The organism is Microcoleus sp. B5-D4 (assembly GCF_036705145.1).
In the GTDB taxonomy this organism is placed as follows: Bacteria; Cyanobacteriota; Cyanobacteriia; order Cyanobacteriales; family Microcoleaceae; genus Microcoleus.
The window spans coordinates 1-20,319 of record NZ_JAUBTV010000110.1; the positions used below are offsets into that span (position 1 = coordinate 1).

The following is a 20,319-nucleotide window of genomic DNA, read 5'->3' on the forward strand; positions in this document are numbered from 1 at the left end:
TGAATTGAATTTAATTGAGATTTTGTGGCGGTTTATCAAATATCAATGGCTCGAAATAGATGCCTACTCTAGCTGGCAATCTCTTGTTTCATCTGTCGAAAGAATTCTTAAAGAATTTGGAGATAATTATGTAATTAATTTTGCTTAACTACTTAATAATTTCTTGATATGCAGGATGCTGAGACATTTGAGCTGTCGAAGACATTCCCGCAACTTCACTCTGCCATTCCGTAGCAAGAGTATAAAATTTGTCAATTACCTCGATCGCAATTTCAGCATTTTGATTGCAAATATCTCGATCGGTATTTGCTGCGGGATTTTCTCGTTGCGCGATCGAGCTTTCAATGTTCATCAAGACTAATTCTTCGATGGATACATTCATCTGGGCAGCAACTTTTTGTAGCTTCAGCATCAGCCGGTCTGAAATGGCGATCGAGATGGTGTTCATCGTTAAAAACCTGATTTATAATTAACCACAGAGAACGCAGAGATTACAGAGAGGGGGAGAGAATATCGAGGGAATACTAAAATCGGAATTGATATCAGCCACCGATTTGAGACATGGTGCGGCTGTAGTTTCCTTGAGTAGTTCCAGAATCTCGCTGCTTGAAATTAATCTCCGGTTTAATATTCAATATCTGCCGCACTCGATCGCGCAATTCGCCTGTAGACACCCCATTCCGTAAAGCAGTTTTTAAGTCAACTTGACCAGTTTCGTTCAGCAGACAAGGCCGCAGCCACCCGTCAGCAGACAAACGCATCCGGTTGCAGCGATCGCAAAAACACTCCGACATTTGGCTGATAAATCCTAAAGTGCCCTTCGCCCCCGGAATTTGAAACACATCCGCCGGCCCATTTCCGCGCACTCCCGACTCGGCTAACCCGTATTTGTCGCTAATTTGTTGCCGCAATTCTGCCGAAGCTACCCAACCCTTATCGCCAAATAAATCCCCATTCCCGATCGGCATAAACTCAATAAAACGAACGTGCCAATTCCGGTTAATTGTTAACGCCGCTAAATCCAATATTTCGCTGTCATTCACACCGGGAATTACCACAACATTCAGTTTCAGCGGGTCGAATCCAGCTTGATAAGCCGCTTGAATTCCTTCCCAAACCTGCGTCCACCGCGATCGTCCGCGACTACCAATTATCTTATCAAAAGTCTCCGGTTCCAGCGAATCCAAACTAATATTAATCCGGCGCAAACCAGCATTGTAGAGATTTTCCGCCATTCCCGCCAACAAAAAGCCATTAGTTGTCATTGACAAATCTCGCGTTTGGGGCATCGAGGCGATCGACCTTACCAATTCCACCACCCCAGGCCGCAGCAGCGGTTCCCCACCCGTCAAGCGAAACTTAGTAAATCCCACGGGTATAAAAACTTCGCGCAGCAGAGTTAGCAATTCCGAGTGAGTTAACAACTGCTGCTGCAATACATAGTCCAACTCGCTACCTTCCGGCATACAGTAGAGACAGCGGAAGTTGCAGCGGTCTATCAAGCTAATCCGAAGGTAGTCTACGGTATCCATGTCAATAGTTTGTAATATTATTTAATTATAAATGCTGACTCGATTTTCTGCAATTATTGATAAAGAGCAATAAACCTGCATCAAATTCTTTTCACCTTCCCCATCCTCTCTTACTCTGCGCCCTCTGCGCCCTCTGCGGTTAATAAAAAAAATCTCATTCACAAATTTGTATATTTATGTTCTTTGAATTTGAAGCTGACTTTGTAGAAGCCCTGCGCTGTATTCCGATGCAGGTACGTCTCAAGTTAGATACTTGCGGCATTAAATTAAAGTTGCAGGATTGGAATCACTTTACTCAAGCAGAACGTCAAATCCTTGTAGAGAAACCTTGCTCGACAAGTGCAGAAATTCCAGATTACCGAGAAAAGCTAAATCAAATATTAATTCAACAGACAGGCAAACCGGGAACTGATTTGGCGGTTGATGAAAATCCCCCGTGGATGGATGCTGCAACTCTACCAGAGTCTGTTTCTGCAAAAGCGCAAGAGCTCGGCGTGACAATTACTTTGGCACAGTGGGGGAGTTTGCAGCCTCTACAGCGATTTGCATTGATTAAGCTTAGTCGATCGAGCCACGAGAATAAAAACTTTCTCCCGGCGCTTCAAGAGTTTAAGGTTATTGAATGAGATCGAATTTAGAATTAACTCTTGTAGCGCGCAGAGGCAGACAAGGGAGAGTTACCTCATCGATTCGGGCGATCGGCCTTTCTCACTTCTCACTAAGTGAGGCTTACTTAGTGAGAAGTGACAGAACAATGTGTAATAAAGTGCAGTGTGGCGGTGGGAGAGGTAGGGTAAGGTCGATCAGACATTTAACGGGTTGAGGTTTCCGAAGCGCCAGACACCAAATTCCGAAAATATGATTAATTTTATTTTAAGTATTGTTACCGCCGCGTGGTATGATTTTTCTGAGTTTGCAAAGCACTCGCCTGCTACCTGCATTAGTTTCTGAGCTTCGTGAACACGCAAAACACACCCACCGAACCCACACCAGCAACCGAGGATATTCCTCAAGCTGGCACAGTCTCGACAGTCTCGACAGTCTCGTCCGAGACAACGAATCCCATGCAAGACTTTTATCGCCTCCAACAAGAGTTGTTGGCGTACACCCTTGCTTTTACGGCGATTATTTTTATCTCCGTTTGGATTTTTTACTCCCTCAACATTGCCCTGAATTATTTGCTTGGGGCGGTCACAGGTGTGGTTTACTTAAAGATGTTGGCTAGAGACGTTGAACGAATCGGCAGCCAAAATCAACGCATCAGCAAGACAAGGCTCGGTCTGTTTTTCGCGGTGATGATAGTAGGAACACAGTGGAATCAGCTACAGATTTTACCGATATTTTTGGGATTTCTGACTTACAAAGCTGCGCTGATGGTTTACGTGATCCGAAGTGCATTAGCACTAGATTACAGGTAAGTCAGGTAAGAAGAGCAAAACTCAACTCATCGATTTGTATGGGGAAGCCCGTTGAATGGCAATGCTTGACGTTCTAAACACCTTTAATCGTTTCCCCCTCGCCAAATTGGAAGTTGGCCAGCAGTTGTACTGGCAACTCGGCAATCTGAAAGTTCATGGACAGGTTTTTCTAACCTCGTGGTTTGTAATTGCTGTTTTAGTCGTAGTTTCGATTTTAGGAACCAGCAAAATCCAGCGAATTCCCAGCGGAATGCAAAATTTTATGGAGTATGCGCTGGAATTTATTCGGGACTTGGCTAAAAACCAAATTGGGGAAAAAGAATATCGCCCTTGGGTACCGTTTATTGGTACATTATTTCTGTTCATCTTTGTGTCAAACTGGTCTGGCGCTCTAATTCCTTGGAAGCTGATTAAGCTGCCATCAGGCGAATTGGGAGCTCCTACCGCTGACATCAACACGACGGTAGCATTTGCACTGCTGACTTCTCTAGCATATTTTTATGCAGGTCTCAGCAAAAGCGGCTTGGGGTATTTCGCCCACTATGTTGAACCGGTGCCTTTCATGTTGCCGTTCAAAATCATAGAAGATTTCACTAAGCCTCTGTCCCTAAGTTTCCGTTTGTTTGGCAACATTCTTGCGGACGAATTGGTGGTCGGAGTGCTAGTCTTGCTAGTGCCTTTATTTGTTCCTCTGCCAGTGATGGTTCTGGGACTATTTACGAGTGCAATTCAAGCTTTGATTTTTGCTACCTTAGCCGCCGCCTACATAGGTGAAGCTCTAGAAGGCGGTCACGGCGAAGAACACCACGATTAACTAACGATAAACGGCGAAGAATGAAGGAGGAAAAAGAAAATTTCTGAACTCAAACTTACTCCCGTTAAATCGGACAATTCTCTAGACTTTCTGTTCTCAATTTTGTACTTTAGATAAGGAAAATCATCATGGACTCAACAGTTGCTGCCGCTTCCGTAATTGCCGCCGCTTTGGCAGTAGGTTTAGCCGCAATCGGCCCTGGCATCGGTCAAGGAAATGCAGCAGGTCAGGCTGTAGAAGGGATTGCCCGTCAGCCTGAAGCAGAAGGTAAAATTCGCGGCACATTGCTGTTGAGTTTGGCGTTCATGGAAGCGCTGACAATTTACGGTTTGGTCGTAGCCCTAGTGCTATTGTTTGCCAACCCCTTCGCATAATAATTTGAAATTTTAGATTTGAGGTTTTGGCGATTCTAATCCAAAATCTCAAGTCTAAATTCGATTAAGCGAATTAGATAGAAGCCGTCAAAAAATCATGATGCACTGGACAGTATTACTAGCAGTTGAAGAAGCTGCTAAGGAAGGGGGACTGTTTGATATAGATGCTACGCTGCCTCTGATGGCGGTGCAGTTTTTAATTCTAGTCGCAGTCTTGAATGTAATTTTTTACAAGCCGCTCAGCAAGTCAATTGACGATCGCGCCGATTACATTCGCAACACTCAAGTCTCCGCCAAAGAACGCTTGGCAAAAGCTCAGCAACTAGCGCAGCAGTACGAGCAAAAACTGGGAGAAACTCGCAAACAGTCTCAATCAGTAATTGCTGCTGCTCAAGCTGATGCCCAAAAAATTGGGGCAGCAAAAGTAGCTGAGGCTCAACAAGAAGCTCAAGTCGCGCGAGAAAAGGCTGGGCAAGAAATAGAGCAGCAAAAGCAAGAAGCAATGCGCTCACTAGAACAACAAGTAGACGCGCTCAGCGGCCAAATTCTCGAAAAGCTATTAGGGCAGTCGCTGGCCAAATAGCGAGACCGAAGAGTTTTAGATTTTTGATAGAATCTCAAATCTAAAATAGCTTCACCCAATCTGCACGCGCAATTATGGAAGAGTATCATGGGGACTGTTTTATTGCTAGCCACAGAAGCTAGCGGCGAAGGTGGTTTCGGTTTAAATTTCGATATTTTAGAAACCAACCTGATTAACCTGGTCATTATTATTGCAGTGCTGTTTTATTTCGGGCGCGGATTTGTAGGTAAAATCCTGACAGAGAGGCGTTCGGCCATCCAAGAGGCGATTCAAGATGCAGAAAAACGCCAAAAAGATGCAGCAGCAGCTCTAGCAGAGCAACAGCAAAAATTGACTCAAGCGCAAGCAGAAGCAGAACGAATTCGTGCCGCTGCTGAAGAAACTGCCAAGAAAGCAAAAGAAGCAATTCTAGCTCAGGCAGCGCAAGACGTTGAACGGATGAGAGCAACAGCAGGTCAAGAGTTGGAAGCGGAGCGGGAAAGAGCGATCGCCCAACTGCGATCGGCGGTTGTATCTCTGGCATTAGCAAAGGTGGAAAGCCAGCTAAAAACTAGCTTGGACGACGGCGCTCAACACCAATTAATCGATCGCAGCATTGCGTTACTGGGAGGCTAAAACGTGAGTACAGTCAGCACAGAAGTCTTACAGCCTTACGCATCTGCCTTGATGTCACTGGCTCAGTCCAACAATCTCTCAGAGAAGTTCGGCGAAGATATTCGTTCCTTGCTGAGCCTGCTAGAAGGTTCGGAAGATTTGCGTCAATTTTTAGCCAATCCGCTGGTAAAACCGGATGCTAAAAAAGCCGTGATTCAGCAAATAGCGGGTGAAGAAATGAGCCCCTTGATGCACAGCTTTCTGAAGCTATTAGTAGACAAAGGAAGAATTCTTTTTTTAGAAGGAATTGGCAAACAATACTTGGCAAGGCTCCGAGAACTAAACCAAACAGTATTGGCTGAAGTTACATCGGCAGTCCCGCTTTCAGACGCTCAACAGCAGACTGTTCGCGAGAAAGTGCAGGCGATGACCAGCGCTAGAAGCGTAGAAATTGAAACCAAAATAGACGCAGATTTAATCGGCGGTGTGGTAATCAAAGTAGGCTCTCAAGTAATTGATGCCAGCCTGCGGGGACAATTGCGCCGTCTAGGAATTCGCTTGAATTCCTGAGAGTTAATAGCTGATGACTATTAGCTAATTTAATTAGCAGTTAACGGTTGGTAGTTTTGAACAACTGATAACTGACAACTGACAACAAACAACTGACAAAAAACAACTGACATGGCAGCAATCAGACCTGACGAAATTAGCAGCATTATTCGCCAGCAAATTGAACAGTACGACCAAGACGTAAAAGTCTCTAACGTCGGTACTGTTCTGCAAGTAGGCGACGGCATTGCCCGGATTTATGGCTTGGATAAAGCCATGTCTGGAGAATTGCTAGAATTTGCCGACGGCACCGTGGGCATTGCACTGAACCTCGAACAAGATAACGTCGGTGCAGTGTTGATGGGCCAAGGCCTCGGCATTCAAGAAGGTTCGGCAGTTACTGCTACTGGCAGAATTGCTGAAGTCCCCGTTGGTGAAGCAATGTTGGGACGGGTAGTTGATGCTTTGGCCCGTCCGATTGACGGCAAAGGAGAAATTAAAACTACTGAATCTCGCTTGATTGAATCTCCGGCACCGGGGATTGTTTCTCGCCGTTCTGTTTACGAACCCATGCAAACAGGAATTACCGCTATTGATGCGATGATTCCGGTGGGAAGAGGACAGCGGGAACTGATTATCGGTGACAGACAAACCGGTAAAACTGCGATCGCGATCGACACAATCATCAACCAAAAATCGGAAAACGTGATCTGCGTTTACGTGGCGATCGGTCAAAAAGCTTCTACAGTAGCTAACATCGTCAACGTCCTGCAAGAAAAGGGCGCGATGGACTACACGATCGTAGTAGCAGCCAACGCTAGTGACCCCGCAACCCTGCAATACTTGGCTCCCTACACAGGTGCTAGCTTAGCCGAGTATTTCATGTACAAAGGCAAGCACACTTTGGTCATTTACGATGACCTTTCCAAACAAGCACAAGCTTACCGCCAAATGTCCTTGTTGCTGCGCCGTCCTCCCGGTCGCGAAGCTTATCCCGGAGACGTGTTTTACCTGCACTCTCGCTTGCTAGAACGCGCTGCTAAATTGAGCGACGATTTGGGCGAAGGCAGCATGACTGCTTTGCCAATTATCGAAACCCAAGCTGGTGACGTTTCTGCTTACATTCCGACGAACGTAATTTCGATTACAGACGGTCAAATCTTCCTTTCTTCTGACTTGTTTAACTCTGGTTTGCGTCCCGCAGTAAACCCCGGTATTTCTGTATCGCGGGTAGGTTCAGCGGCTCAAACTAAAGCAATGAAAAAAGTAGCCGGTAAGGTGAAATTGGAATTGGCGCAGTTTGAAGAACTGGCAGCATTTTCTCAGTTTGCTTCTGACTTGGATAAAGCTACTCAGAATCAATTGTCGCGCGGTCAACGCTTGCGGGAACTGTTGAAACAGGACCAAAGTTCGCCTCTGCCAATGAACGAACAAGTGGCTATAATCTATGCCGGTATTAACGGCTATATGGATGACATTCCTGTGGAAAAAGTCAGCAAGTTTACTGTTGGTTTGCGCGACTATTTGCGGACTAGCAAGCCGAAGTACGGCGAAATTGTTCAAGGCGGAAAAGCTTTGACTGATGAAGCTGAGAAGCTGCTGAAAGAAGGCATCACTGAATACAAGCAAAGTTTCTTAGTTTCTGCGTAATTAGTCATTAGTCATCAGTCATTAGTCATTAGTTAAGTCACAGATCCCCCCTAGCCCCCCTTAATAAGGGGGGGACAAGAGCGTTCAAAGTCCCCAGTTAAGTCACAGATCCCCCCTAGCCCCCCTTAATAAGGGGGGGACAAGAGCGTTCAAAATTCCCCTTCTTAAGGGGGGAGATTAGAAGCACTCAAAGTCCCCCTTCTTAAGGGGGATTTAGGGGGATCGAGACTTTGAAAAAAACGAGAGAGACAGGTGGTTTCGGTCTTAAGTTGACACGAAGAAGGACACGGTGCCGTATCCCTACCGTAGCTAAGCTTAAAAATTGATGACTGGGAACTAAAAACTCAGAATAAAAGCTAAGAAAAAAGGAGAAAGTTATGGCAAATCTGAAAACTATTCGCGATCGCATTAAGTCGGTCAAGAACACTAAAAAGATTACAGAAGCAATGCGCTTGGTGGCCGCTGCAAAGGTGCGCCGCGCTCAAGAACAGGTGACTGCTACTCGGCCTTTTGCCGATCGACTGGCAGAGGTATTGTACGGTTTGGCGGAACGCTTGCAGTTTGAAAACCTGGATTTGCCGCTGCTGAAAAAACGCGAAGTGCGATCGGTGGGACTGTTGGTAGTTTCGGGCGATCGGGGTTTGTGCGGCGGCTACAACAGCAACATCATCAGATACGCCGAAAATCGCGCTAAGGAAATCAAAGCTGAAGGCTTAGACTACAAATACGTGTTGGTAGGACGCAAAGCTACTCAGTATTTCCAGCGCCGCGAACAGCCGATTGATGCTACTTACGCTAACTTAGAACAAATTCCCACAGCACCGGAAGCGGCACAAATTGCTGACGAATTGCTTTCTTTGTTCCTGTCAGGAACTGTGGACAGAGTTGAGCTAATTTACACCAAGTTTGTATCGCTAATTAGTTCGCGTCCGGTAATTCAAACTTTGCTGCCCCTCGACCCCCAAGGTTTTGAAGTGCAAGACGATGAAATCTTCCGCTTGACGACGAAAGGCGGAGAGTTTCAAGTATCGCGCGAAAAGGTTGCTGCACCTACTAAGAAGAGTTTGCCCCGCGACATGATTTTCGAGCAAGATCCGGCGCAAATTCTGGATGCTCTTTTGCCATTGTATTTGAACAACCAATTGCTGCGGGCTTTGCAAGAGTCTGCTGCTAGCGAGTTGGCTGCGCGGATGACGGCGATGAATAATGCTAGTGAGAATGCTAGCGATTTGATCGGTAGTTTGACACTGACTTATAACAAGGCGCGGCAAGCGGCAATTACTCAGGAAATCCTGGAAGTTTGCGGCGGTGCTGAGGCTTTGAATGGTTAGGTTAGGGTTGACAATTTGTTGATTTTATGCTATGCGTCTGGGGGAACTCAGGCGCTTTTTTTAAATAATTCGGCGGTTAAAACTGCTTTTACACAAACGAAGTCCCTCTCTAAGAGACTAAGAAGGAGATTGAAGGCGGAGTTGTTATTTCCCGCGTTCTTCTAACCACCGCTGAAATGACTTCTGACTTTCTCCAGATGGTTTACCGAGAATAATATTTTTGATGCTAATATCTTCGTCAATATCAGGCCAGTGGATTCCATCATTTCCACCAATAAATCGCCAATTATTGCGTTCGTTTGGTGTGCTATGCAATAGCCGAGGATACCAAGCTAAAGGAACAGAAATAGTACGACCATCGGATAGATCGACTGTTAGCGCGTCGTCTGTAAGGACTACGTTTTGTGCTTGGGGGATTTCTAGCAACTCAACCATTAAAGAAGTCATTCCAACCTGCTAATAACTGCTGTTGATGTTCTTCAACAAGTTTCTGAATGCCATTGATTTCTGTACGATTGAAGCCTTTATTATTTTCAAGGCGAACTGGACTAAGCCAAAACTTAGCTTCTTATCGATCGCGCTCAACGTGAACGTGGGGTGGTTCATCCCGATCGCCCGCATAGCAGAAGAAACGGTATGGGCCGACTCGGAGTAACGTAGGCATTCAGACTTATTAATCACAAACTGACTTCTCTATTTTAACCGATGCACGAGCTTTCATCTCTGATATAGTCGAAGTATTGAACGCGATTGTGCGATCGTCTTTAAAAAAATGGCAAAAAAAATCTGGATTGTCTACAAAACCGAAAGCATGAGTGCTCCGGGCTGGGAAGAACGTCAGCTTATGCCGAGGGGCGGTCTCACTAATATACTTTGGGAAAATTGGACTTGGGAAGAAAACCCAGAAATTCCTCAAGTAGGGGACAAAACCCGCGATTATGAAAATCTATCTGACCCCGGTAATGGAGTCACCCACGGGAAAGATGGAGATTGGGTAGTTACTCGCGTTCAGCAGTTTTCTGCTTCTGATACTGAGGAGCGAATTGTGGTGTGTTACTGTTCTTACCAACCTGTTACATCTGATTGGGAAGCGCTACAACAAAGCGAGTCTGTCAATCAGATGCTAGCAACTGTCGAGTAATATTATTGACTGGATAATTAGTCTGTAAAAGCGATCGCTCACTCCTGCACAATTTCCACCAAGTCTTCAATCATTACATCAAAGGTGCGAGCCAATTTGTGTATAGAAATAAAGTCAATGGTTGACACTCCCGGACAGCGGGCGTAGTGTCTGACGGTGCTGTAAATTACTCCCGATCGTTCTGAAACTTCTTTCAGCGTCCAGCCTTTCTCGCTAGCTAGTTCTCTGACTTTTAACCTGACTAAACCCATATTTGACAAATGATGGTGTACCATCATCGGATAGTTTTATCCCAAAAAGCGATCGACTACTCTTTGACGACCTCAACCAAATCTTCCACCATCACGTCAAAAGTACGTGCCAACTTCAGCAGACAAGTAAAATCAACCATTGCCATTCCCGGAGAACGTGAATAGGTGGTGAGTGTGCTGTAAATGACTCCCGATCGCTCAGAAACCTCTTTGATCGTCCAGCCTTTCTCAGCAGCAAATTCTTTAACCCGCAATCTAATTAAACCCATTGACAGAAAACTAGATTTAGTTTAGGATAATTTTATCGTAAAAAGCGATCGCCCCAACGTCTGGAAAACTTAAAGACGATCGCTTATCAAAGTTCAAATCCCATCAACTGGGATTTATTAACCATCTGAAATTCCCATCAAGTGGGATGTATCAACCATTGAAAATTCCCATCAAGTGGGATGTATCAACCATGTTAGCAAGCTTTCGACCAAAATCAACCCCCAGACACAGATTGAGCCGGTTTGTGACGAAAGAGGCGATCGCGCGGCTGCTGAAAATCAAGGTAGAACAAATATATCGCTTCGAGTGCTGGGCGCATATCCTGTACGTGCACGCCAAAGGCATGAGTCGGTTTGTCAGTTATGCCGACTTTCCGCCAGTTTTGGGAGTGGAATCGCCCTCTGGTTTAGATTTTGGTTATTGGAAGCGCCGGATAGCGAGTCAGAAGGAGAGACACGCGCCGGATTTTTGGGTGGATTTTTATGCGGCGAGATTTCAGAAAGCTGTTTCTGTTGTTGAATTGTTTGAGTGGGGGGAATTGGTGGGGGTGATTAAGTTTATGTTGCGATCAATAGCCGTGGAGTCGCTGCGAAAGGTTTATGCACAAGAGAAATCTCTGCTGGAACATTTTTAAATTATGACTAAAACACGGGTGATTAGAAACCGGGTTTTTTTGCGAAAATACGGCATCCCAGCCTTTAACTAAGTGAAAAACCCGGTTTCTTTGCTGTGCGTAACTCTCATAAATCCGATCTCTGCCACAAATATTCAAAAATTGGTTCAAGCTCGACTGCAACAGTTATAATTTCTCCATGCGTTTCCCTCTCTATCCCTTGTTAAGCCCATGAGTAACCTTTCAAACATCCCAGGCGATCGCGGGAATTACAGGCTAAGTCCGCTCAGTCTGCGGTTATGCGTTTGGTGGGGTTCCCGCCGTCGGAGTCGAAGTAGGCTTTGATTGAGTTGGGTGATTATGTTTTTAGTCAACTTTATTAGGTGCGATCGCGCAGTTTTAGGGAAGATAATCAAATTGTGGTTTACATCTTACCTAAAAAGTTTTATATTAATTAATTGGAGGTATTTACAATGATTGTTTTTAAAAGATTTGTGATTTTGCAAGACCCTCAAAACAGCTTGGAAAATACAATACATTTTTTATTAAACTGTGAGGAATACTCTTGGGATAAAATTTATTTATTTTCTGCTTTTGTTACTAATGATGGGGTGGATCAAATAGAAAAAATTCTTGTACACCCTTCTTTAAATAAAAATACGGAAGTTATGATTGCTATCGGAACAAAGGATGATTTTAATAAGCCTAGTGATATTCAAAAAATATTAAGTTTATCAACCTCCCAGAAAATCCAGACGAACAATGTTGATTTTATCTGCCCGGAAATTATTGATTATAAATCTCGTATAATTGATGATGAATCTCATAGTAAGGATAATTTTCATATCAAAGCCTATTGTTTTTTAGGTAGTAGTATGAAAGCAAAAAGCTCTAATATAGGTTTTTCGATCATAGGGTCATCTAATCTAACTCAGACAGGTCTTAAAGGTAAGGGAGAATTATGTATTAGTATCCAAAACTTAAATTTAACAAACAAATTGATTGAGCATTTGAAAAATAAATATAGTCACTTGCCTCGGTGGAGTCCAGAAATAATTAGGGAGTATGAAATAAAATATGATAAAAAACACCCTCGTAAAGATCAAGCACCGATAACCAGCACACCACTAGATGGTAAATTCATTGAACTAGGTGTCATTACTGATATTGCTCTTAATGACAAGGCAACTAATCTCGCTAATGATAAGGAGAATATAGATTGTTTCCACTCGTCACCCACAACTCTAGAGCAAGCGAAAGAGGATTTTCGCGAAGGTTCTTTATGTCTCTTATTTTTAACAAAAAACGAGGAATTCCGAATTGTTGAAATCATGCCTTACCTTTCCGATCAAGAAAACACAGAAGGATGTTTTGTAAGATTTAGAGAAAACGTAATTTATAAGCGTTCTGAGGATATTGATGAAATTCTTGCGAATGAAAAGTATAAAATAATATCTGATGCTAAGGATATGGAGGAATTACCTTATGAAATTCTAAAGGATTTTGAAGAAGAAGTTAATGAATATCAGGAATATCAGAAAATGCTCGCCGATCCGAAATATCAAAAATGGATAGAAAAAGGTAAGAAGAAGACGCAATTAGAAATTATTGACAGAATATTAGAAATTGGCGATCCCACTTTAATGAAGAAAGAGCTAGAATTACTCCGTCAATCCATTTAATGTGCCATCATTGTGTTCTCAATACCAACTTAATTTTACAATGGTTATGGGATAAAATCATCGTCTTTACCGGCCATAATAGTAATAGCAGGCTACTTGCAAAAGTGCCATTAATTGTCAGAAAATCAAAGAGAATTTATTGTTTCAGAGTTTATACTCATCTTAAGTATTTGCTAAAAGTTTAAGTAACTTCTTTGCTGGTAAGCCTGTAAGATGGCAGATTGAAGGAACTAGAGATAGTGTTAGTATTAGAGTAATAAGCTGTTTTACATTTAAACTGTGTGTCAAAAATCCATAAAACTCTTGTGGGACGGGCTTCTAGCCTGTCCCGAATTTTCAATTTAAATGCGTAACAGCTTAGTAGAACCTGATGGAAGAGGAATCATTGTATTGACTAAGTGAGAAACCCGGTTCTTTTTCTCAAGTGACTTGGCTCATAATGTGCGATAATTCACCAAAATTTTAAATAACCAAAAATGGTGAATAACGGGACTAACCAAACCCCTGAGCAAAATTCGGCTAATTGTGGCAGTATTGATGAATCAGAAAGAGCTTTTGGTGAAACCGAAAGAGCGATTGCAGAATTTCTAGAAAGAGAGGGAAAAAATGTTAAAGCCTTGGTGGAAAAAACCGATGGAGGTAGAAATCCCGATGCTGAGGTAGATGGAAAATTCACTGAATTCAAAAGTCTAGATGCCGGTGCTACAAGCGCGACAGTAAAAAATCAGATCAACAACTCGATTAGACGAGGCGGACAGGCTAGGGATATAATTATAGATGCTAGGGTGTCTGGGTTGATAGAGGCTGAGGCTGAACGAGGTTTGCAGAGGGCCAAAAATATTACACGCGGGAAAATTGATAGCGTCCGAATTATTGGCGATAGCTATGACATCACTTTTACTGAGTTTCAATAAAGGAGGTTTTTATGTCTCGCACATTAGATATTTTTCTAGACTTTCCGCAGGAAATCGAACAGTTAGTCAAAGAATTAGAGTTTATATTGGCTATAAAATTTGAGCTTTTTTCTGATGGTACTGACAACTGGTATGAGTTTCGCAACTCAACAATTACTCTTACAGTAGGAAAGCATGATTTTGAAAATGATAAAGAGCTCAACTTTGAAGAATACCCTTACAACCTATCAATCAGAGCGCTGAACATCTCGAATGAACTTGATAGAAAAAAGTGGCGAGATGAGTTTGCTAGTTATGTTCTCCACAAGTTGAAAACTACCGAAAGGTATCGTTTAATGCTGGTGGATGACTTACAAGTGAAGTTAGAGGAGTTTGCGCCATTGGTGAAGGTTTGATCGAACATCATACAGGCAAGTTCTGAAACCGATTTGTTAAAGCGAGGAAATAACTATGGTCACTGCTACTGCTGTACAGGATAATTTTACTTTAGAAGAGTTCATCACCGAGCCGCCAGACAACATGGAATTGGTAGATGGCAAACTTGTGGAGAAAAATGGCATGACACTAAAGACGGGTAAAATTCAGTCAAGGCTAAGTCGTTACTGGGGAGATTACAAAGATTCTAGCGGACAAGGAGGAGAAGCTTATGTCGAGGTTCCTTGCCGCACTAACCGACAAATTCGCCGCCCCGATGTCGCCTATCTCACACCCGAATTAGTTGCACAATTTGGCAATCTTGCCACTTTACCCCAAAGTTTCCCTTTAGTTGCCGAAATAGTTTCACCCACCGATATTGCTGAAGATGTCTTTCTCAAAGCACAGGAATATTTAGAATCTAGCTGTCAGGAAGTTTGGCTAGTTTTTCCCGAAAGTCATTTAGTATTTGTGATGACTCAAAATCAAATATTGACATTTAGATCCGGCGATACCGCCAGCACCCAACAAATCCTGATCGGTTTTAGCATTGATGTCGATGGATTGCTAGGTTAAACTAAATTATGAAATCCGAAACTCAGTAGGTTGGGTTGAGTTTACGAAACCCAACACTTTCTGGGATTTGTTGGGCGGAGCATTTAGCGGAGGGTTCGCTGTCGCGGTTCCTGAGCCCTTCGACTACGCTCAGGATAAACTCCGTCGAAGGGCTACGCAACCTACTACTACAATATTCTTAGGTTTATGACCAAGAAAGGGAGTCAAACAAAATGACAACTATCCAATCAATAACAACTGCAATAACATCTCTTTATGAACGGGATTTTTATCTGTGGTTACAGACAACAATTAACTTATTAAAAGAGGGAAAGTTTTCTGAAATAGATTTAGAGAACTTACTAGAGGAACTAGAAAGTATGGGGAGAAGCGATAAGAATGCTTTAAAAAGTAATTCAAGGGTACTTTTAATGCACTTACTTAAATATAAATATCAGCCAGAAAAACGAACAAATAGTTGGGTGTACACCATTCGCGAACATCGTAAACGCATCCGAGATGCCTTCAAAACCAGTCCAAGTTTATATCGTTTTTTTGAAGAGATTTTTAATGAATCTTATCAAGATGCTAGGGAATTAGCCGCAGATGAAACAGGTTTATCTATTGCGATATTCCCCCCAGAGTCTCCATTTACTGGAGAAGAAGTTCTTAATCCTGATTTTTTACCGCCTGACAGCGAGCAGCCTGAAAATCCTGAAAATATTGAATAATTGAATCAGATATCCTTTCCAGTGGTTCTGAAATCAAATTGCTACAATATATTTAATACTCCCCTGTCCCCCTCAGCTCGGACTTGGTTTGTAGAGCCTCCGAATTCTATTCGGTGCTATTTAATCCTTAATATTCCACTATTCTCGGAGCAAACCGCCATGTCAGACGACTTTTCCTTAGACGAGCTTTTAAATAGAAGTTACTACGCCTTCAAAGAGGCAGAAAACCAAGTGGGACAGTGCAATGTTTTAGTCATCGGCAAAACCGGCGTCGGCAAAAGTACCCTAATAAATTCCGTTTTTCGCCAACGCTTAGCAGAAACCGGAGTCGGCCGCCCCATAACTCAAGGCATTCGCCAATATACAAAACCGAATTGCCCAATTACCGTCTACGATACTCCCGGACTCGAACTTAACGCCGAACAAATTAAAGTTATTCAATTAAACGTTGCTAAACTAATTGAAGACCAAAGACTCCTGCACCCCAAAGACCACATTCACGTCATCTGGTACTGCATCAATCACAGCGCCAATAGAATAGAATCTGTGGAGGAAAGCTGGCTAAAAGAAATGGAAGTCAAAGATGTACCAGTGATTTTAGTTTTGACTCAGACGACATCTAAAAAGCCCAGCGAGTTTTTCAAGCAACTGGAACACATGAACTTGCCAGTCAGTCAAATTATCCCCGTCATGGCTGAACCGGAAGAAATTGATCATGATTATACAGTAAAATCTCACGGTTTAGACAAGTTAGTAGATGCAACTTTTCAACTGCTGCCGGAAGTAGCTAAAAAAGCTTTTGTTAAAGAACAAATTGCTAATATTGCGCTCAAATCAGATATGGCATTTAAATATCTAAGTGCTTATGTTGCAGGTTCTGCAATTGTCGGTGCGACTCCTGTACCGTTTGCTGATGCGCCGATTTTGATGACGATGCAAACGGCAATGATTGCTAATATTACTGTGATTTTTGGAATGCCCTTTGATAAGGGCTTTATTTCGGCGATGCTATCTGCTATTAGCGGCGCTGGCGGGGTTACTGCTATCGGCAGAAGTATTGTTACTAATTTGATTAAAATGATTCCTGGTGCGGGTACTGTTGTCGGCGGTGCTATCTCCGGTGCAACCGCAGCAACTCTCACGCTTGCCCTCGGTTTGGCTTACATTGAAGTGCTTAAAGCTTATATGAAAGCTCAAATTAATGGTGAACAACTTTCTTTGCAGCAGTTGACAAAGATGTTTGTGGATTTTTATAAGGATTATGCTAGTTCGGGGCGTAAAACTTTGAAGGACGACAAACCGGATCAACCTAAACCACCCAATCAAATTAATATTGAGTAAATTGGGCATGGGGCATGGGGCATGGGGCATAGGGCATAGGGCATAGGTTATTTTTTTACTCCAACTGAGATATTGCACCATTCTCAATAAGCCTTTTATGAACAGGCTTTCCGGCCTGTTCCACAAAGATATAGATTTTCTTGTGGAACAGGCCGGAAAGCCTGTTGCTGAAAATGGTGCAATATCTCAGTTCCAATTCCTAATTCCCAATTACCCATTACCCATTGATTGCTACAATATGAGTGAATTCTGCAAAAGGGAGTAAATGGCTATGGTAATGGCTGCCGTTTTATCAGAAAATGTTTCTCTAGAAGACTTTATAGCCTGTCCCGCCGATGATATGGAATGGGTGGACGGGCAAATCTCGGAGAAAAATGGCATGACAGTAAAACACAGTCGAATCCAATCTAGACTAGATCGTGCTTGGGGAAATTACAAAGATTCTAGCGGACAAGGCGGCGAAGTGTATACAGAAGTTCCTTGCCGTACTGACAGGCGAGTGCGCCGTCCTGATGTAGCTTATCTGACTCCTGAATTAGTCTCACAATATGGTGATGTTCCTACTTTGCCTCAAAGTCCGCCGTTAATTGCTGAAATAGTTTCTCCTACTGATATTGCGGAAGAGATTTTTCTGAAAGCACAAGAGTATTTAGAGTCGGGTTGTCTGGAAGTTTGGATTGTTTTTCCAGAAAGTCGCTGGATAATGATAATGACTGAAACTCAAAAGTTAACTTTTAACTTGGGTTCTACCGTCAGCACTCAGCTAGTGCTGCCGGGTTTTAGTCTTGCGGTTGATGAGTTGTTGGCTTGAAGGCAAAGATTAATTAGGTATAAGTGCTTTGTGGCACAGTTCCGCCGTGAGGTTTGTAATAATTTGTGAAAAAGTCATTGACAAAATGCCACTCGATCGCCCCAGCCAATTAATAAAAAAAATTATCAATAAAAAATGCCGTTGTAAAATTGCACAAAAGCACAAACAGCGGTAAAATACTCATTGCTTTGTTTGCAAATCTAGCGTAAATTCCAATTGGGGAATTAAAACCAATAATTGATATATGTCTAAGACTTACACTGTTGAATTGATCCACCAAGGCACTACCTATACCGTAGAAGTACCCGAAGATAAACAAATTCTCCGCGCCGCCAACGCCGCCGGCATTGAGTTGCCGAGTTCTTGCAATGCGGGGGTTTGTACTACTTGCGCTGCTAAAATTATTGAGGGTCAAGTCGATCAAGTTGATGGCATGGGCGTTAGTCCCGAACTTCAGGCAGAAGGTTATGTGTTGCTGTGTGTTGCTTATCCCCGATCGAACTTGAAGATAGAAACCGAAAAAGAAGACATTGTGTACGATCGCCAATTCGGTAAATCCTAGGACTAAGCTAAAATTGACCTAAGTACCGTTAGCGGTAAAACCACTATGGATCGCCCTATGACCACCCATTTCATTTCCGCAGAAGTTGACCTCCACGATACCGCCGAGCAACTGCACTCGGCTATTGAAATTGAACTGCAAAAGCACGGCGAACCCCTGCGCTGGGCAGTCACAGACGTGGATGTCGATCGGCAAAAGGCTGTGGTAGAAGGCTACGTGCTCGTGGAAGCATCCCCCGCAACACCGTGAACCCCCGCCCTTTGACAGTGGTTTTGATAGTCCCCACAGGCGTTGGAGCCTCGATCGGGGGGTTTGCAGGAGATGCGCTGCCGGTGGCTAGGGCGATCGCCCAAATTTCAGACACCCTGATCACTCACCCCAACGTCCTCAACGGCGCTCAACTTTATTGGCCCATACCTAACGCTCTCTACGTTGAAGGTTACGCCCTTGACAAATTTGCTGCCGGATGCTGGGGTCTGCAACCGGTACATCAAAATCGCATCGGCTTAATCCTCGATGCCGGCATTGAACCAGACTTGCAGTTGCGCCACTTGCAAGCGGCTGATGCAGCGAGAGCTACATTGGGTTTGAATATAACCGATTGGGTTTTAACCGATCGCCCCCTGCAAGTAGAATTGCGTATTTCCGAATCCGGGGCATCCTGGGGGACGATCGGCAATCCCGACAGTTTATTGCGCGCTGCAGAAAAATTAATCACACAAGCAAGAGTAGAGGCGATCGCAGTTGTGGCCAGATTTCCCGACGATGAAGGCAGCCTCGCCCTCGAAAACTACCGCCGCGGCAAAGGAGTTGACCCCCTCGCCGGCGCGGAAGCTGTGATCAGCCACCTCATCGTCAGGACGTTTAAAATCCCCTGCGCCCACGCCCCCGCCCTGTCTGCGCTTCCCCTCGATCCCCACCTGTCCCCGCGATCGGCTGCTGAGGAAATCGGCTATACTTTCCTACCTTGTGTGCTTGCCGGACTCAGCAAAGCTCCTCAATTGGTAGCGCCAGAAAGCCAGCAGCACAATCAATTATCAATTACCGCCGATCGAGTCGATGCGGTAGTGATACCCGCCACAGCCTGCGGCGGCAGTGCTATTCTGAGTTTGAGTGCGCGATCGTCCGTACAAATCATCGCTGTGGGGGACAACAAAACCCAGATGCAGGCGACTCCAGAAAAACTCGGAATCAAAGCTTTGCAGGTAAACTCATATTTAGAGGCGATCGGAGTTTTGGTCGCTTTGCGAGCCGGCATCAGTCCAGCTTCCTTGGGTGCAGACATCTCCTCCCTGCGTTGTTTATCTGACTAAACCCAACAAATCTCAAATCTCAAACCTCAAATCTAAAAGTGATTAAGTGGCAGAAAAACTTCCCGGAAATCCTGAAATTGAACCCTTGACGCGCACCCAAGTTTTAGTAGCAATGGGCGTGACAGCAATTATGTTGCTGGCGGTTGCTAAATTGTGGTTGCTATTTGGATCGGTATCGCTTTTGCCAGTCAAATTGATAGGAATCGACTTGCTCAAAGGATTTGCGCTCGGACTGGCAATTACAGGCGGTAGTGCGATCGTTTATCAACTCTGGCCGGGTTATCGCCGGAGTGCGGATGTTTACTTGGAAGTAGTGCTCAAACCTTTGTTTTGGCCTGATTTAATTTGGCTGGGACTGCTGCCGGGACTTAGCGAAGAATTGCTATTTCGAGGCGTGATGCTGGCTGCTTTGGGATTGAATGTTACCGGTTTAGTTTTATCGAGTTTTTGTTTCGGTATTCTGCACTTGGGAGGCATGGATCAGTGGCCTTATGCTGTTTGGGCAACGGCTGTCGGATTGCTGTTGGGTTACAGTGTTTTAGCTACTGGGAATTTGTTAGTGCCAATTACGGCTCATATCTGCACAAATTTGATTTCTAGCTGTGTTTGGAAGTGGGAACACAATCTCGTGAAGCGTTAGCTCGATCGCACTACAATATCGAGGTAGGGGCGGGTTTAATGAATCTCTCACTGGATTGGAGACATGGGTGAACCCGCCCCTACGGTAATTATGTCTATTTAACGTGATACCGAGTCAATAAACGTAAATTTTGTAGGGGCGGGTTCACCCGTATCTCTGCTTAGGAATGAGAATTAAATAACTTCCACAAGTTTGTGGGATGGGCGTCCCGCCCGTCCAAAAAGGACGGGCGGGAC

27 protein-coding genes and 2 pseudogenes are annotated in these 20,319 nt (G+C 44.0%); 23 read left to right on the plus strand and 6 right to left on the minus strand.

Going from position 1 to position 20,319, the window contains the following annotated elements; genetic code table 11:
* Positions 1 to 148 (plus strand): annotated as a pseudogene (locus tag QUB10_RS30655) (IS630-like element ISAcma34 family transposase); the annotation flags it as partial.
* Here QUB10_RS30655 and QUB10_RS30660 read toward each other — a convergent pair.
* Both QUB10_RS30660 and moaA read right to left on the minus strand, forming a co-directional pair.
* Entirely contained in the window at positions 149 to 448 is a 300-nt protein-coding gene (locus tag QUB10_RS30660; protein ID WP_333206947.1) for a hypothetical protein, read from the minus strand.
* 94 nt (positions 449 to 542) lie between these two features.
* Positions 543 to 1,532, minus strand: coding sequence for a GTP 3',8-cyclase MoaA (gene moaA, locus QUB10_RS30665; protein ID WP_333206948.1), 990 nt, complete (start codon positions 1,530 to 1,532; stop codon positions 543 to 545).
* Positions 1,533 to 1,708: 176 nt separating this feature from the next.
* On the opposite strand from moaA, the gene QUB10_RS30670 reads away from it, so the two are divergent.
* From QUB10_RS30670 to QUB10_RS30710, 9 genes are all read left to right on the plus strand, one after another.
* The gene (locus QUB10_RS30670) at positions 1,709 to 2,158 is read left to right on the plus strand and encodes a nitrate reductase associated protein (RefSeq protein ID WP_333206949.1); all 450 of its coding nucleotides are present in this window, start codon (positions 1,709 to 1,711) and stop codon (positions 2,156 to 2,158) included.
* Between the two features lie 330 nt (positions 2,159 to 2,488).
* Positions 2,489 to 2,950: an ATP synthase subunit I gene (locus tag QUB10_RS30675; protein WP_333037348.1), complete on the plus strand. Its 462-nt coding sequence runs from the start codon at positions 2,489 to 2,491 to the stop codon at positions 2,948 to 2,950.
* A 55-nt stretch (positions 2,951 to 3,005) separates the two neighbouring features.
* Positions 3,006 to 3,764 (plus strand): F0F1 ATP synthase subunit A, encoded by a 759-nt coding sequence (atpB, locus tag QUB10_RS30680; RefSeq protein ID WP_242717111.1) that lies wholly within the window; start codon positions 3,006 to 3,008, stop codon positions 3,762 to 3,764.
* Between the two features lie 128 nt (positions 3,765 to 3,892).
* Positions 3,893 to 4,138 carry an ATP synthase F0 subunit C gene (atpE, locus tag QUB10_RS30685; RefSeq protein WP_242717122.1) on the plus strand — a complete coding sequence of 82 codons (246 nt, stop codon included), beginning with the start codon at positions 3,893 to 3,895 and terminating at the stop codon, positions 4,136 to 4,138.
* A 97-nt stretch (positions 4,139 to 4,235) separates the two neighbouring features.
* Positions 4,236 to 4,721, plus strand: a complete 486-nt coding sequence (locus QUB10_RS30690) for a F0F1 ATP synthase subunit B' (protein ID WP_333054530.1) — start codon at positions 4,236 to 4,238, stop codon at positions 4,719 to 4,721.
* Between the two features lie 87 nt (positions 4,722 to 4,808).
* Positions 4,809 to 5,336: a F0F1 ATP synthase subunit B gene (locus tag QUB10_RS30695; RefSeq protein ID WP_190657386.1), complete on the plus strand. Its 528-nt coding sequence runs from the start codon at positions 4,809 to 4,811 to the stop codon at positions 5,334 to 5,336.
* 3 nt (positions 5,337 to 5,339) lie between these two features.
* On the plus strand, positions 5,340 to 5,885 hold the full coding sequence (gene atpH, locus QUB10_RS30700) for an ATP synthase F1 subunit delta (RefSeq protein ID WP_333102795.1): 546 nt from the start codon (positions 5,340 to 5,342) through the stop codon (positions 5,883 to 5,885).
* A 111-nt stretch (positions 5,886 to 5,996) separates the two neighbouring features.
* Positions 5,997 to 7,514 carry a F0F1 ATP synthase subunit alpha gene (gene atpA, locus QUB10_RS30705; protein WP_333102796.1) on the plus strand — a complete coding sequence of 506 codons (1,518 nt, stop codon included), beginning with the start codon at positions 5,997 to 5,999 and terminating at the stop codon, positions 7,512 to 7,514.
* A 377-nt stretch (positions 7,515 to 7,891) separates the two neighbouring features.
* Entirely contained in the window at positions 7,892 to 8,845 is a 954-nt protein-coding gene (locus QUB10_RS30710) for a F0F1 ATP synthase subunit gamma (RefSeq protein ID WP_333102797.1), read from the plus strand.
* Between the two features lie 144 nt (positions 8,846 to 8,989).
* On the opposite strand, the gene QUB10_RS30715 is transcribed toward QUB10_RS30710, so the two are convergent.
* Entirely contained in the window at positions 8,990 to 9,292 is a 303-nt protein-coding gene (locus QUB10_RS30715; protein WP_333206950.1) for a DUF2442 domain-containing protein, read from the minus strand.
* A pseudogene (locus QUB10_RS30720) lies at positions 9,273 to 9,356 on the minus strand (hypothetical protein); the annotation flags it as partial. The pseudogene QUB10_RS30720 and the gene QUB10_RS30715, both read right to left, overlap by 20 nt.
* Positions 9,357 to 9,617: 261 nt before the next feature.
* Between QUB10_RS30720 and QUB10_RS30725 the strand changes: the two are divergent.
* Complete coding sequence (locus tag QUB10_RS30725) at positions 9,618 to 9,986, plus strand: hypothetical protein (RefSeq protein ID WP_333206951.1); 369 nt, start codon at positions 9,618 to 9,620, stop codon at positions 9,984 to 9,986.
* Between the two features lie 38 nt (positions 9,987 to 10,024).
* Here QUB10_RS30725 and QUB10_RS30730 read toward each other — a convergent pair whose 3' ends face one another.
* Both QUB10_RS30730 and QUB10_RS30735 read right to left on the minus strand, forming a co-directional pair.
* Positions 10,025 to 10,237: a helix-turn-helix domain-containing protein gene (locus QUB10_RS30730; RefSeq protein WP_190735550.1), complete on the minus strand. Its 213-nt coding sequence runs from the start codon at positions 10,235 to 10,237 to the stop codon at positions 10,025 to 10,027.
* Between the two features lie 56 nt (positions 10,238 to 10,293).
* Positions 10,294 to 10,506 carry a helix-turn-helix domain-containing protein gene (locus QUB10_RS30735; RefSeq protein ID WP_006631112.1) on the minus strand — a complete coding sequence of 71 codons (213 nt, stop codon included), beginning with the start codon at positions 10,504 to 10,506 and terminating at the stop codon, positions 10,294 to 10,296.
* A gap of 191 nt (positions 10,507 to 10,697) precedes the next feature.
* On the opposite strand from QUB10_RS30735, the gene QUB10_RS30740 reads away from it, so the two are divergent.
* The 12 genes from QUB10_RS30740 (at position 10,698) to QUB10_RS30795 (ending at position 20,083) form a co-directional block, all read left to right on the plus strand.
* On the plus strand, positions 10,698 to 11,141 hold the full coding sequence (locus QUB10_RS30740; RefSeq protein WP_333206952.1) for a hypothetical protein: 444 nt from the start codon (positions 10,698 to 10,700) through the stop codon (positions 11,139 to 11,141).
* A gap of 452 nt (positions 11,142 to 11,593) precedes the next feature.
* Positions 11,594 to 12,802, plus strand: a complete 1,209-nt coding sequence (locus tag QUB10_RS30745; protein WP_333206953.1) for a hypothetical protein — start codon at positions 11,594 to 11,596, stop codon at positions 12,800 to 12,802.
* A gap of 476 nt (positions 12,803 to 13,278) precedes the next feature.
* Positions 13,279 to 13,716 (plus strand): CdiA C-terminal domain-containing protein, encoded by a 438-nt coding sequence (locus QUB10_RS30750; RefSeq protein ID WP_333206954.1) that lies wholly within the window; start codon positions 13,279 to 13,281, stop codon positions 13,714 to 13,716.
* A gap of 11 nt (positions 13,717 to 13,727) precedes the next feature.
* Positions 13,728 to 14,111: a hypothetical protein gene (locus QUB10_RS30755; protein WP_333206955.1), complete on the plus strand. Its 384-nt coding sequence runs from the start codon at positions 13,728 to 13,730 to the stop codon at positions 14,109 to 14,111.
* Between the two features lie 55 nt (positions 14,112 to 14,166).
* Positions 14,167 to 14,706, plus strand: a complete 540-nt coding sequence (locus tag QUB10_RS30760) for a Uma2 family endonuclease (RefSeq protein ID WP_333206956.1) — start codon at positions 14,167 to 14,169, stop codon at positions 14,704 to 14,706.
* A gap of 212 nt (positions 14,707 to 14,918) precedes the next feature.
* Positions 14,919 to 15,416, plus strand: a complete 498-nt coding sequence (locus QUB10_RS30765) for a DUF29 domain-containing protein (RefSeq protein ID WP_333206957.1) — start codon at positions 14,919 to 14,921, stop codon at positions 15,414 to 15,416.
* Between the two features lie 159 nt (positions 15,417 to 15,575).
* Complete coding sequence (locus QUB10_RS30770; RefSeq protein ID WP_333206958.1) at positions 15,576 to 16,757, plus strand: GTPase; 1,182 nt, start codon at positions 15,576 to 15,578, stop codon at positions 16,755 to 16,757.
* Positions 16,758 to 17,022: 265 nt separating this feature from the next.
* The gene (locus QUB10_RS30775) at positions 17,023 to 17,568 is read left to right on the plus strand and encodes a Uma2 family endonuclease (RefSeq protein WP_333206959.1); all 546 of its coding nucleotides are present in this window, start codon (positions 17,023 to 17,025) and stop codon (positions 17,566 to 17,568) included.
* Positions 17,569 to 17,812: 244 nt separating this feature from the next.
* Positions 17,813 to 18,130 (plus strand): 2Fe-2S iron-sulfur cluster-binding protein, encoded by a 318-nt coding sequence (locus tag QUB10_RS30780; RefSeq protein WP_333102813.1) that lies wholly within the window; start codon positions 17,813 to 17,815, stop codon positions 18,128 to 18,130.
* 57 nt (positions 18,131 to 18,187) lie between these two features.
* Positions 18,188 to 18,379 carry a hypothetical protein gene (locus QUB10_RS30785; RefSeq protein ID WP_333054545.1) on the plus strand — a complete coding sequence of 64 codons (192 nt, stop codon included), beginning with the start codon at positions 18,188 to 18,190 and terminating at the stop codon, positions 18,377 to 18,379.
* A complete protein-coding gene (locus QUB10_RS30790) occupies positions 18,376 to 19,443 on the plus strand; it encodes a DUF3326 domain-containing protein (protein WP_333206960.1) in 1,068 nt (355 codons plus the stop codon). The genes QUB10_RS30785 and QUB10_RS30790 overlap by 4 nt, the downstream gene beginning before the upstream one ends.
* Before the next feature lie 46 nt (positions 19,444 to 19,489).
* A complete protein-coding gene (locus QUB10_RS30795; protein ID WP_333206961.1) occupies positions 19,490 to 20,083 on the plus strand; it encodes a CPBP family intramembrane glutamic endopeptidase in 594 nt (197 codons plus the stop codon).
* Positions 20,084 to 20,319 lie beyond the last annotated feature (236 nt).

Coding starts and splice junctions, on each gene's coding strand:
- QUB10_RS30760 (WP_333206956.1), top strand. CDS start 14,167: ATGGTCACTGCTACTGCTGTACAGGATAATTTTACTTTAGAAGAGTTC.
- QUB10_RS30780 (WP_333102813.1), top strand. CDS start 17,813: ATGTCTAAGACTTACACTGTTGAATTGATCCACCAAGGCACTACCTAT.
- QUB10_RS30710 (WP_333102797.1), top strand. CDS start 7,892: ATGGCAAATCTGAAAACTATTCGCGATCGCATTAAGTCGGTCAAGAAC.
- QUB10_RS30660 (WP_333206947.1), bottom strand. CDS start 448: ATGAACACCATCTCGATCGCCATTTCAGACCGGCTGATGCTGAAGCTA.
- QUB10_RS30740 (WP_333206952.1), top strand. CDS start 10,698: ATGTTAGCAAGCTTTCGACCAAAATCAACCCCCAGACACAGATTGAGC.
- QUB10_RS30715 (WP_333206950.1), bottom strand. CDS start 9,292: ATGACTTCTTTAATGGTTGAGTTGCTAGAAATCCCCCAAGCACAAAAC.
- QUB10_RS30725 (WP_333206951.1), top strand. CDS start 9,618: ATGGCAAAAAAAATCTGGATTGTCTACAAAACCGAAAGCATGAGTGCT.
- QUB10_RS30775 (WP_333206959.1), top strand. CDS start 17,023: ATGGCTATGGTAATGGCTGCCGTTTTATCAGAAAATGTTTCTCTAGAA.
- QUB10_RS30735 (WP_006631112.1), bottom strand. CDS start 10,506: ATGGGTTTAATTAGATTGCGGGTTAAAGAATTTGCTGCTGAGAAAGGC.
- QUB10_RS30690 (WP_333054530.1), top strand. CDS start 4,236: ATGATGCACTGGACAGTATTACTAGCAGTTGAAGAAGCTGCTAAGGAA.
- QUB10_RS30730 (WP_190735550.1), bottom strand. CDS start 10,237: ATGGGTTTAGTCAGGTTAAAAGTCAGAGAACTAGCTAGCGAGAAAGGC.
- atpA (WP_333102796.1), top strand. CDS start 5,997: ATGGCAGCAATCAGACCTGACGAAATTAGCAGCATTATTCGCCAGCAA.
- QUB10_RS30750 (WP_333206954.1), top strand. CDS start 13,279: ATGGTGAATAACGGGACTAACCAAACCCCTGAGCAAAATTCGGCTAAT.
- QUB10_RS30755 (WP_333206955.1), top strand. CDS start 13,728: ATGTCTCGCACATTAGATATTTTTCTAGACTTTCCGCAGGAAATCGAA.
- QUB10_RS30770 (WP_333206958.1), top strand. CDS start 15,576: ATGTCAGACGACTTTTCCTTAGACGAGCTTTTAAATAGAAGTTACTAC.
- atpE (WP_242717122.1), top strand. CDS start 3,893: ATGGACTCAACAGTTGCTGCCGCTTCCGTAATTGCCGCCGCTTTGGCA.
- QUB10_RS30785 (WP_333054545.1), top strand. CDS start 18,188: ATGACCACCCATTTCATTTCCGCAGAAGTTGACCTCCACGATACCGCC.
- QUB10_RS30695 (WP_190657386.1), top strand. CDS start 4,809: ATGGGGACTGTTTTATTGCTAGCCACAGAAGCTAGCGGCGAAGGTGGT.
- QUB10_RS30765 (WP_333206957.1), top strand. CDS start 14,919: ATGACAACTATCCAATCAATAACAACTGCAATAACATCTCTTTATGAA.
- atpB (WP_242717111.1), top strand. CDS start 3,006: ATGGCAATGCTTGACGTTCTAAACACCTTTAATCGTTTCCCCCTCGCC.
- moaA (WP_333206948.1), bottom strand. CDS start 1,532: ATGGATACCGTAGACTACCTTCGGATTAGCTTGATAGACCGCTGCAAC.
- QUB10_RS30745 (WP_333206953.1), top strand. CDS start 11,594: ATGATTGTTTTTAAAAGATTTGTGATTTTGCAAGACCCTCAAAACAGC.
- QUB10_RS30670 (WP_333206949.1), top strand. CDS start 1,709: ATGTTCTTTGAATTTGAAGCTGACTTTGTAGAAGCCCTGCGCTGTATT.